The 10,522-nt window shown below is 72.1% G+C and carries 8 protein-coding genes; 4 read left to right on the top strand and 4 right to left on the bottom strand.

What is annotated here, in order from left to right; all coding sequences use genetic code 11:
- A partial coding sequence (locus ACRDSK_RS27270) for an FtsX-like permease family protein (protein ID WP_431444177.1) occupies positions 1–2,262 on the top strand: 2,262 nt, incomplete at its 5' end.
- A gap of 619 nt (positions 2,263–2,881) precedes the next feature.
- Here the strand turns inward: ACRDSK_RS27270 and ACRDSK_RS27265 are convergent.
- Positions 2,882–3,781 (bottom strand): NAD-dependent epimerase/dehydratase family protein, encoded by a 900-nt coding sequence (locus ACRDSK_RS27265; RefSeq protein ID WP_431444176.1) that lies wholly within the window; start codon positions 3,779–3,781, stop codon positions 2,882–2,884.
- 153 nt (positions 3,782–3,934) lie between these two features.
- Between ACRDSK_RS27265 and ACRDSK_RS27260 the strand changes: the two genes are divergently transcribed.
- Entirely contained in the window at positions 3,935–4,639 is a 705-nt protein-coding gene (locus tag ACRDSK_RS27260; RefSeq protein ID WP_431444175.1) for a TetR/AcrR family transcriptional regulator, read from the top strand.
- A gap of 12 nt (positions 4,640–4,651) precedes the next feature.
- Here the strand turns inward: ACRDSK_RS27260 and ACRDSK_RS27255 are convergent, their stop codons facing one another.
- Both ACRDSK_RS27255 and ACRDSK_RS27250 read right to left on the bottom strand, forming a co-directional pair.
- Complete coding sequence (locus ACRDSK_RS27255) at positions 4,652–5,275, bottom strand: DUF5134 domain-containing protein (RefSeq protein WP_431444173.1); 624 nt, start codon at positions 5,273–5,275, stop codon at positions 4,652–4,654.
- 9 nt (positions 5,276–5,284) lie between these two features.
- On the bottom strand, positions 5,285–5,416 hold the full coding sequence (locus tag ACRDSK_RS27250) for a hypothetical protein (RefSeq protein ID WP_431444172.1): 132 nt from the start codon (positions 5,414–5,416) through the stop codon (positions 5,285–5,287).
- A gap of 394 nt (positions 5,417–5,810) precedes the next feature.
- On the opposite strand from ACRDSK_RS27250, the gene ACRDSK_RS27245 reads away from it, so the two are divergent.
- Together ACRDSK_RS27245 and ACRDSK_RS27240 are read left to right on the top strand one after the other, a co-directional pair.
- Entirely contained in the window at positions 5,811–7,151 is a 1,341-nt protein-coding gene (locus ACRDSK_RS27245) for a hypothetical protein (RefSeq protein WP_431444171.1), read from the top strand.
- Complete coding sequence (locus tag ACRDSK_RS27240; protein WP_431444169.1) at positions 7,148–8,137, top strand: glutamate ABC transporter substrate-binding protein; 990 nt, start codon at positions 7,148–7,150, stop codon at positions 8,135–8,137. The genes ACRDSK_RS27245 and ACRDSK_RS27240 overlap by 4 nt, the downstream gene beginning before the upstream one ends.
- A 1,567-nt stretch (positions 8,138–9,704) precedes the next feature.
- Here the strand turns inward: ACRDSK_RS27240 and ACRDSK_RS27235 are convergent.
- Positions 9,705–10,522, bottom strand: an 818-nt coding sequence (locus tag ACRDSK_RS27235) for a hypothetical protein (protein WP_431444168.1), incomplete at its 5' end; no start/stop codon positions are given.

Raw genomic sequence — 10,522 nt, 5'->3', positions numbered from 1 at the left:
GACGGCAAGGTGATCAGCGTGCAGGGTCCGCCGCGGCTCGGCCGGGCCTGGCACGGCGAGACCGGGCTGGTGCGGCTGCGCGAGGGCCACGGACCGCGGGCGGCGAACGAGGTCGCGATCAACGCGGGGCTCGCCGAGCTTGGCGGCTACCGGGTCGGCGGCACGATCGACGTGCTGACTCTGGCGCCGCGCCAGACGTTCGAGGTCGTCGGCGTCTACGGGTTCAGCAACGGGCTCGGCACGCTCGGCGGCAGCACGGAGGTGTCGTTCACCGAGCCGGTGGCGCAGGAGCTGATGCTCGGTTCGCGCGGCGAGTTCAGCTCGATCACGGCGACCGCCGAGGACGGGGTCACGCCCGAGCAGCTGCGCGGCCGGCTCGCCTCGTCGCTGGGCTCCGGCTACCTGGCGCGCACCGGTGCCGAGGTGGCGGACCAGACCGCGGCGGACGGCAGGGCGTTCCTCGACATCGTGCGGATCGTGCTGCTCGGCTTCTCCGGGCTGTCGCTGCTGGTGGGTATCTTCCTGATTCTCAACACGTTCTCGATCCTGGTCGCGCAGCGCACCGGTGAGCTGGCGCTGCTGGCCGCGCTCGGCGCGCGCCGGCGGCAGATCATCGGCGCGGTGCTGGTGGAGGCCACGCTGGTGGGCGCGATCGCGTCGGCCGTCGGGATCGGCCTCGGGCTGGGCACCTCGGTGCTGCTGAAGTCGGTGATGGAGGCGAACAGCGGGGCGCAGCTGCCGGTCGGGCTGATCGTGCCGGGCGGCGACCTGGTGCTGGCCTTCGTGCTCGGCATCGGGGTCACGCTGGTGGCCGCGCTGCTGCCGGCGATCCGGGCGTCGCGGGTGCCGCCGGTCGCGGCCATGCGGGCGTCGGCCGCCGAAGCGCGCTCGCTGACCCGGATCACCGCGCTCGGCGCGGCGCTCTTCGTGCCCGGCGCGGCCGCGGTCGTGGCGAGCGTGCCTTCGTCCCTCGGTGGTTTCCGGTGGGCCGCGTTGGGCGGCGGTGTCGCGCTTTCGCTGGTCGGGCTCGCGCTGCTGACCCCGCTGGCGAGTCGGGCCCTGCTGCCGGCGATGGGGCGGCTGCTGGGCTGGTCGATGCCGGTCAAGCTGGGCCGGCGCAACGCGGAGCGCAACCCGCGGCGGACGGCCGTCACGGTGGCCACCCTGGTGGTGACGCTGGGCCTGGTCGGCGGCGTCGGCGTGGTGGCGGAGTCGCTGCGAACGGACGTGAGCACGCGGGTGGGCACGGACCTGGCCGCCGACTTCGTGATCGCCGGCGACGGGGTGAGCGGGCGGGCCGGCGGGCAGGGTGGCGGCCCGCCGACGGCCGCGGACGGGCGGATCATGCCGACGTTCGAGCCGTCGGTGATCTCCTCGGCGCAAGAGCTGCCCGGGGTCTCGCGGGCCGCGGTGCAGTACGTGGACACGGTCCGTCTCTCGGGCTCGGGTGCCTCCCCGGCTAGCGCCGGTTCAGTAACCGACCTGGTCGCGGTGCTCGGGCTGGAGCGGGTTTCGGGGCAGCTGCGGGATCTTCGGCCCGGCGAGGTCGTGGTGGACTCCGACACGCTGTCCGCGCGGGGGCTGGCAGTCGGCGGCACGGTTCGGCTGGCGACGCCGCGCGGCGGCCCGCGTGCCTACGAGATCGTCGGCAGCTACCGGGCGAACTTCCTGCTGAGCGGGCCGGTGCTGGCGCCGGCGGACGCGGCCGAGCGGTTCGTGTCGACGCTGCCGGCGCTCGGCTACGTGAAGCTGGCGCCGGGCGCCGACGCGGCGGCGGTCAAGCGGTCGCTCGCCGCGCTCGTGGCGGACAACCCGGAGGTGACGGTTCAGGACCAGACCCAGACGGCGGCCGCGGCGTCGAGCCAGGTCGACCTCGCCGAGCTGATGCTGTACGTGCTGCTGGGGCTGTCCGTGGTGATCGGCGTGCTGGGCATCGTCAACACGATGGCGCTGTCCATTGTGGAGCGAACGCGGGAGCTGGGCCTGCTACGGGCGATCGGCATGCGGCGCTCGCACCTGGTGCACATGGTGGTGGCGGAGTCGGTGGTGACGGCCGTGTTCGGTGGCGTGCTGGGCCTATTGTTCGGCGGCGCGGCGGGCGCGGCGGTGGTCGCGGTGGCCGGCCTGGCGGAGCTGGCGGTCCCATGGGTGTCGCTGGCGGTGTTCCTCGGTCTGTCGGTGGTGGCCGGGCTGGTGGCGGCCCTGCTGCCGTCGGCCAGGGCCGCCCGGGTGAACGTGCTGTCGGCGATCGCCTACGAGTGACCCGGCGCGGCCCGACCGATGCGGTGCCCGTTCGCGGACCTGGCCACGAGGTTGAAGACGAGCGGCTGGGCGCTCGTAGGCGGTGAACGCGGTCGGCACGTCCGGCAGGTCGCGCAGGTCCCGGCCCGCCCGGACCTGTCCACAACCCCACCAGTTGTCCACAGGCCAAGGCTGACCAGCCCTTTTAGTCAGACCTGCCCGATAGAATGGACCAGGGGCGCCCCCGGAGAGGGTGGGGGCTGCCATCGCGGGCGCGCGTGCGTGCGCGGGCGACGGACGCGCGCTCTTCGTGCCGACGGGGCCCGAGTCGAGTGGGTGGACCCGGAGTGTGTGGCGGAGCGGTCGGAGGTAGCGCCGACTGTGTGGCCGACCTGTTGTGGCTGGTTGGCTGTGGTCCGGGTGGGGCCGAGCTGATGTGAGTGAAGCCTGCGGTGGCGGCATGGCCGGCGTGCGGTCCGCGGTGGGCGACGGCCGTGGTGGGGCGGTCCTTGGCGGCAGCGGCCGGTGATGGGTTGCGCCGTGGGGACTGGGGCCCGTGGAGCTGGCGATGTGGAGTTGGCGCTGGTGTTTGCGGAGGCCGGCCTCTGGCGGTTGTCATCGGCTGAGTGGCCTGGGGCTGTCAGGCGACGTTCTTCAGGGCTGTGTCCAGGTCGGTCGGGCTCAGGTCGAAGACCCGCTCCGTGTGCGAGCTGTCGATCACGAAGGGCCGGGTGAACTGGTACCGCGTGGTGCGGAGCTCCCGGATCATCGGGACGAACAGGCCCGCCGTCCAGAGGATCGGGTACGGCAGCTCCGACACCTTCGCCTTCGGGAGGGCGTTCGACTCCGTGAAGCGGGTCGCCAGCTCCCGCACGGTCAGCGGCGCGTTCGTCGGGACCAGCCACGCCTCGCCCCAGGCGCGCTCCGTCGTCCCGGCCGTGACCAGTGTCTGTGCCACGTCCGCGATCGACGTCCAGCTGTGCTTCGTGTCCAGCGCCGCCGGTACGAACGCTCGCTTGCCCGCGCGCAGCGGTTTGCCGAGCGCAACGCTGAAGATCGAGTTCGCCTCGATGTAGTCACTCGCTCGCACCTCCGTCGCTCGGACGCGGCCCGCCTCGTGCGCCGCCAGGGCCGCGCGCCACATGTCCGCGCGCAAGCGCAGCTTCGGGTGCTTCGCGGCCAGCGGGGTCGCCGCCGTGATCGGCCCGTCGACCTCGCCGTACCCGTACAGGTTGCTCGCCGTCGCAAGTACCGCGCCGCTGCGCTCGGCTGCCGTCAGCAGCGACTCGGCCAGCGGTGGCCAGTCCGTCAGCCAGCGGTGGTACTGCGGGCTCGCGCAGTTGTACAGCGCCGCCGCGCCCTCGGCCAGCTTCGCCAACCGGTCGGCGTTCGTCGCGTCCGCGGCCACTCGCTCGACCCCCGGGTGCTCCGGGCCGCCGCCGCTTCGCGTGACGACTCTGACCTGCTCGCCGCGGCCCGCCAGCAGCGTCGCGGTCGCGGTGCCGATCGGGCCTGCGCCGACGATCACGTGGAGCGTCATGAGCGTGTTCCTCTCTCTTGGTTGAGAGCGGTGCTCTCTGTTTGGGTCAATGCTCTACTGGGCGATGCTCTCTGTCAAGAGCAGCGCTCTCGGTTGTGTGCAATACTCTTGTCGCCGGCGGAGGCGCGGGTAGAGGAGCGGAGGGAGTGGGGCATGGCTGAGCGGACCGCGGGGTCCATTCGGGCGCGGGTCCGGGCCGAGCTGGTCGACGAGATCAAGAACGTCGCCCGCCGGCAGCTCGCGGAGGGCGGGGCGAACCTGTCGCTGCGCGCGATCGCCCGCGAGCTGGGCATGGTCTCGTCTGCGCTGTACCGGTACTTCGCGAGCCGCGACGAGCTGTTGACCGCGCTGATCCTGGACGCCTACAACTCACTCGGCGAGGCGGTCGAGACGGCCGGCGAGGCGATCCGGGAGCGGGCCGACCACCTGGGCCGCTGGCTGACCGTGGCGCACGCGATCCGGAACTGGGCGGTGGCCCGGCCGCACGAGTACGCGCTGATCTACGGCAGCCCGGTGCCCGGCTACGCGGCGCCGCAGGACACCGTCGAGCCATCGATCCGTCCGGTCATCGTGCTCGGCGCCATCCTCGAGGACGCGCACGCCGCCGGCCGGCTCGCGCCCGCCAACCTGCTCCCGCCCGAGCCGATCCTGCGCCCGGAGTTGGCGCAGATCCGGGAGGTCGTGGCCCCGCACGTCAGCGAGGCGGTGATGGCACGCGGGTTGATCGCCTGGACGGAACTGTTCGGCGCGGTCAACTTCGAGCTGTTCGGCCGCTTCCAGAACACGATCACCGACCTGGAGGCCTGGTTCGACCACCAGGCCCGGGCCATGGGCGCCTACCTCGGCCTGGCGGGCTGACGGGTCGAGCGGTCAGCCCAGCATGGCCAGCAGCAGGTAGCCGTTGCCCAGTGCCATCGTCGTCTGGCAGGTCGCGGTGATCCGGGGCGTCCGCAGGATCGCCGGCTGCGGTCCCGGGCGCGGCGTCGGTCGCCAGTTCGTTCGGGCGACCAGCAGCACGGCCGAGACGACGAAGTACCCGACCAGCACCCGGCCGAGCGCCGGCAGCGCGATGCCCGGCTCGAGGTGCCCGGGCAGCCACGGCGCCGGATCGTGCCCGGCGCCGTGCGGCATGGCGGCCAGCATGTAGAGCATCGCCAGCGCGGCGACCGCGTGGTGCAGCCCGGTGCCGTGCCAGCCCATGCCGTCCGACGCCGGCGTACCGTTGCGCCGCTCGTGCCACCACGAGCCGGCGAACCACGCGGCGAGCAGCAGGAAAATGGTCTGCCACGCCACCGACGGCAACGGGCCACCCACTGGAGATGCCATCGCGGCCATGCCGACGCCCATCAATATGTGGGCGACGTCAACGGCTCGGTGCCGGCCGGGATAGCCGGCCGGTACCCGGTGTGCGGCGGTGAGCCGGGCGACGCAGTACCCGGCCACCGCGAGGAACGCGGCGGTGGTGGCCCAGCGGAGCCAGACCTCGGTGCCCACCGCGCCGGCTCAGCTGGCCGGGCGGAGCAACCCGTCCAGCACCCCCTTCTTCGCGTCGTCGACGATGTTGGAGAGCTGGGCGACGCTCATCTGGATCCGTTGGCCGAAGTCATCGGTGATCTCGACGCGTTGGCTGGGCATCGCATCAGGGTCGACCCACAGCGTCGGGCATCCGCAACTGCATTCGCCGCAAAAGACGGCGATTTGCTGGAGGTTGGGGCGAGTGTCCATTTTCTCCACCTGGCTTTTTGGGGTGTGGGCGCTCACTTCCGAGATTCGCAGACGCGGGCCGGGAATTCCAGAGCGCAACCGAGCGATTACGCAAAGGTCAACATAGGCGTTTCATCACCGTGCGTATTTGTCCAGCCCTGGCAACGAGCCCGGACGTGTCAGGTGTCGACGGCGGTGGCCGTCACGCGAACGCTGCACTAAGTTCGTTGAAATCACAGGGCAGTAACTGCGAGGGGAAAGCGGACGTGACGAGCGACCCCGTGGTGTTGACTCTCTCGGCGTGGAGACTGCGTCGGGATCACCCATGGTGACGGTTTCGCCACCCGACTCGGCGACCAGTGCGGGGCCACGCAGAGGAGTCCTGGGGATCCCGGCGACCGCGGCCCGCCGCGCCCGCCGCTCGGCCGGGAGCACTCCCGGCCGGCTGTTCGTCGTCGGTGTCGCCCTCGTCGTGCTCGCCTTGGTCACCGGCATCGTCGGCGTCGTCGCGCTGCAGCAGAAGCAGGCCACGATCGACAACCTGATCGAGCACCGCGAGCCCGTCGCCGCCGCGTCCCAGCAGATCTACCGCTCGCTGTCCGACGCCGACGCGACCGCGGCAAGCGCGTTCCTCTCCGGCGGCACCCCGCCCGCGGCGTTGCGCGAGCGCTACGAGCTCGACATCGCCCAGGCCGGCGCGAACCTGGCGACCGCGTCCGCGGACGTGGCCGGGGTGCCCGCGGCGCAGGCCCAGGTCGACGAGCTGTCCCAGCAGCTGCCCGTCTACACCGGGCTCGTCGAGACCGCCCGTGCCTACAACCGGCAGGGCTACCCGGCCGGCGCGGCGTACCTGCGTGAGGCCTCCGGCCTGATGCGCGCGAAGCTGCTGCCCGCGGCCCAGGCGCTGTACTCGATCGACTTCGACCGGCTCGCGCAGGAGCAGCAGCAGGCCCGGTCGTTCCCGTGGACCGCCGTCGGTCTCGTTCTCCTGCTGCTGGTCGCGCTGGTCGTCACCCAGATGTACCTGACCCGGCGGACCAACCGGCTGCTCAACGTCGGGTTGTTGGTCGCGACGATCGCGGTGGTCGTCGGGCTCGCCTGGGGCACGGTCGCGTTGCTGCTCGAGTCGAGCAGAGTCGCGGGCGGGCAGGACTCCGGCACCCGGCAGGTCGAGCTCGCCGTGCAGGCCCGGATCACCGCGCTCAAGATGCGCGCGAACGAGACGTTGACCCTGGTGGCGCGCGGCGACGGCGGCGAGTACGAGGCGGACTGGAAGCGGCTCGCGCCGCAGATCTCCGGCGGCGACAACCTGCTCGCCCAGGCGCAGGCCGTGTCCGCCGACGATGCCGCGCTCGTCGGCGCCCAGGAGAACGTGCGCGACTGGCTCGCCGCACACGAGAACGTGCGCGGCCTCGACGACGGTGGCGAGTACGAGAAGGCGGTCGACGTCGCGATCGAGAACGACGACGGCGCGGGGCCCGCGTTCAACGAGCTGGACGAGAACCTGCGCGCGGCGATCGACGAGGGGCGCGCGGTGTTCGTCGACGAGACCAGCTCGGCCAGCAGCGCGATGACCGCGCTGGTGCCCGGTGTGGCGGTGCTGGCGCTGGTGGCGGCCGCCGGGGTGACAATGGGGATTCGAGAACGACTGCAGGAGTACCGGTGAGGGCCAAGGCGAACCGCGTTGCCGTGTTGGCGTTGCTGCTCGTCGGCGTCACGGGCTGCGCCGGCGGGGGGCGGCCCGTCGACCTGGCCACAGTGGACAGCGTGGAGCGGCCGGCGCCGGTCGGCGTCGAGGAGAACCCGGCGCCGCCGTCGACCTCGGCCGCGCCCGCGCCGGACTGCGACCCGACGCGGAGCTTCCGGGCGCTGAGCCCGATGCCGCCGCCGCGCCAGATGCCGGCCGGCTCGACGATGAAGAAGATCCAGGACAGCGGCAAGCTGATCGCCGGCGTCGACCAGAACACGTTCCTGTTCGGCTTCCGCAACCCGACCACGAACGCGCTCGAGGGCTTCGACATCGACCGGGTGCGGGAGATCGCGAAGGCGATCTTCGGGGACGGGAACAAGGTCCAGTTCAAGGTCGTGACGTCCGCCGGCCGCATCGACGCGCTCAAGAACAAGGACGTGCACGTCGTGGTGCGCACGATGACCGCCACCTGTGTGCGCTGGCAGGACATCAACTTCTCGGCCATCTACTACCAGGCGGGCCAGCGGCTGCTGGTCGACCGCGCGTCGGAGGTCACCAGCCTGGGTCAGCTGGGTGGCAAGAAGGTGTGTGCCGCCAAGGGATCCACGTCGATCAAGACCATCGCCGACCACGAGGCGGACCCGGTCCCCGTGCAGGTGGACAACTGGTCTGACTGCCTCGTGATGCTGCAGCAGGGCCAGGTCGAGGCGATGTCGACCGACGACACGATCCTGTCGGGGATGGTCGCGCAGGACCCGAACGTGAAGATGGCCGGGCCCCGGTTCACGCAGGAGCCTTACGGAATCGGGATCCCGAAGGAGAATGAGGACATGGTGCGGTTCGTCAACGGGGTGCTGGAGCAGTCCGTGGCGAGCGGCTCGTGGGCGAGCAGCTACGACCGCTGGCTGGGGCGCACCGGTGAGCCGCGCCCGCAGCCGCCGGCGCCGAAGTACCGGGACTGAGGTGGGGATGGCCAACTGCCCGCGGCCGGGCTGTACCGGCGAGGTGGTGAACGGCAACTGCCAGCTGTGCGGCATCGCCGTGCCGACCTCGGCCGACGAGGAGGCCGAGCGGCTGCGCCAGGTCGCCGAGGAGCAGGCGTCGAAACTGAGCGAGGCTTCGGATTCGGCGCCGGGTTCGCCCTCGGACTCGCCCTCGGAGGAGGCGTCGGGTTCGGCGTGGTTCAAGGCCGTGGACGAGGCTCGGCGGGCCGCCGGTGGGGTGCATCGGAAGGCGGACTCGCCTTCGCCAGTTCCGTCGCCGGCGCCTCGGGTTGTCGAGGATTCCAATCAGCCGGTTGAACCGGTTGAACCGGTCAAACCGAAGCGGCCGGGGCGGGCGAGCCGGGCCTTGCCTTGGGAGACCGTCTACTCCTCGGACGCTGCTTCGGATCTGACCGCTCCAGCGAGGCACGAACCGCCCACGCCGCCTGCCTCAGCTCCGCCTGTCTCACCGCCGCCTGTTGCGCCGCCGCGTGTCGCGCCGCCGACTCCCGTGCCGGTGCGGGCAGCGCCGCCTGCCTCTCCTCCGTCTGCCTCACCGCCTGTTGCGCCGCCGACACCGATGCCGGTGCGAGGCGTGCCGCCGATGTCTCCACCGCCTGCGGCTTCTCCCACGCCGCCGCTGACTCCGGCCGCGGCTGCGTCGGCGAGCCGGTTTGCCGACGTTGCGGGAGGCAGGGGCGGACCGTCGGGTCCGGTGGGGCCTGGAGATGCGGCTGGTTCGGCGCCGGTGAGGGAGGTCGACACGCCTGCCGAGGCAAGCGATTCCGCGGGCCGGGCGGTTTCGGAGTCATCCGCGCCTGAGCAGGCCGCCGGGCAGATGCCGGGGGGACAAGGACATCCCGGCCAGGTGCCGCCTGCTCCGGGGCAGGGGGCCTCGCAGCCGATGCCATGGCAGGTGGCTCCGACATCGCCGGGGCAGAGTGCCGCGTCCGGGCAGTCGTTTGGACAGCCGGGGCAGCGGCAGCCGGAGGCAGGGCAGCCGACGCAGTCGCCGCCCTTCGGGCAGCAGCCCGGCCGGCCGCAGGGTTTCGAGCCACCGCAGGCGAGCCAGGGGCGGCAGTTCGGGCATGCGCAGTCCGATGTGCCGCAGCCTGGCCGGTCACCCGAACTCGGGCAGTCGCAGGCCAGTCAGCCGAGCCCGGGGCACGCTGCCGGGCAGGCACAGGCAAGTCAGCCGCAGGATTTCGAACCGCCGCAGGCCAGTCAGGGAGAGGCGTTCGGCCAGGGACAGCCGAGCCCGGGGCACGCGGTCGGGCAGGCACAGGCAGGTCAGCCGCAGGATTTCGAACCGCCGCAGGCCAGTCAGGGAGAGGCGTTCGGCCAGGGACAGCCGAGCCAGCCGCAGTCGGACCAGGTGCAGGAGAGCCTGGGGAAGTTGTTCGGGCGCGGTCAGGCGGATGAGTCGCAGTCGGCCCAGTCCGAGGACATCGGGCAGGAGCAGGCGAGCATGGGGTCGCCGTTCGGGCGGGGGCAGGCGGGTGAGTCGCAGGCCGGCCCGCCGGAGGACTTCGAGCAGCCGAGCGAGTCACAGGCCAGCCAGCCGGAGGACGTCGGGCAGGGTGCGCTGAGTCAGGAGCAGTCGAGCGAGCCGCCACCGGAACAGGGGTCGACCTTCGGGGATGCGCAGGCGAGTCAGCCACCGAGCTCGAGCCAGGCGGAGGCCAGCGAGGCAAAGCCCGGCCAGGAGCAGGCGTTCGAGCCGGCGGAGTCGAGTCAGCCATCGGATCTTGGGCGGGCGGAGCCCGGCGAGTCGCAGGCGTTGGGGGATGCGGAGCTGAGTCAGCCGTCGAGCCTTGGGCAGCCACAAGCCGGTCAGGGACAGGACTTCGGGCAGGCATCGGCCGGCGATCCGCCTCCGGAACAGCGGCAGTCGTCCGGGGATGCGGATGCGAGTCAGCTGCCGGAGACTGGGCAGCCGCAGGCCGATCGAGGTGACGACTTTGGGCGGGCAGAGCACAGCGAGTCCCAGCCGAGTCAGCCGCAGGACTTCGGGCAGGGCCAGCTGAGTCAGCCGCAGTCCGGCGTGGAGCAGCCGCAGGCCAGTCAAGGGGAGACGTTCGGGCAGGTGCAGCCAAGCCAGCCACAGGATCTTGGACAGTCGCTGTCCAGCGAGAAGCAGCCACTCGGGCAGCCGCATGCCGGTCAGGGGGAGACGTTCGGTCAGGCGCAGCCCGGCCAGGGCCAGCCGTTCGGTCCGGCGCAGTCGAGCCAGCCACAGGACCCTGGGCAGCCGCAGCCCGGCCAGGAACGGCCGTTCGGGCAGCCGCAGTCGAGTCAGGGGCAGCCGTTCGGGCAGGTGCAGCCGGGCCATGCGCAGCCCGGCCAGGGGCAGCCGTTCGGTCC

The organism is Actinophytocola sp. (assembly GCF_050699915.1).
Classification (GTDB): Bacteria; Actinomycetota; Actinomycetes; order Mycobacteriales; family Pseudonocardiaceae; genus Actinophytocola.
The sequence above is the reverse complement of the archived record's forward strand: the minus strand, read 5'-3'. Positions and strand labels throughout refer to the sequence as shown.

Bases quoted from the DNA above. Each gene is read 5' to 3' on its own strand.
- ACRDSK_RS27265 (WP_431444176.1), bottom strand. From the start codon at position 3,781: ATGACGCTCCACGTGATCGTCGGCGCAGGCCCGATCGGCACCGCGACC.
- ACRDSK_RS27260 (WP_431444175.1), top strand. From the start codon at position 3,935: ATGGCTGAGCGGACCGCGGGGTCCATTCGGGCGCGGGTCCGGGCCGAG.
- ACRDSK_RS27250 (WP_431444172.1), bottom strand. From the start codon at position 5,416: ATGCCCAGCCAACGCGTCGAGATCACCGATGACTTCGGCCAACGGATC.
- ACRDSK_RS27245 (WP_431444171.1), top strand. From the start codon at position 5,811: ATGGTGACGGTTTCGCCACCCGACTCGGCGACCAGTGCGGGGCCACGC.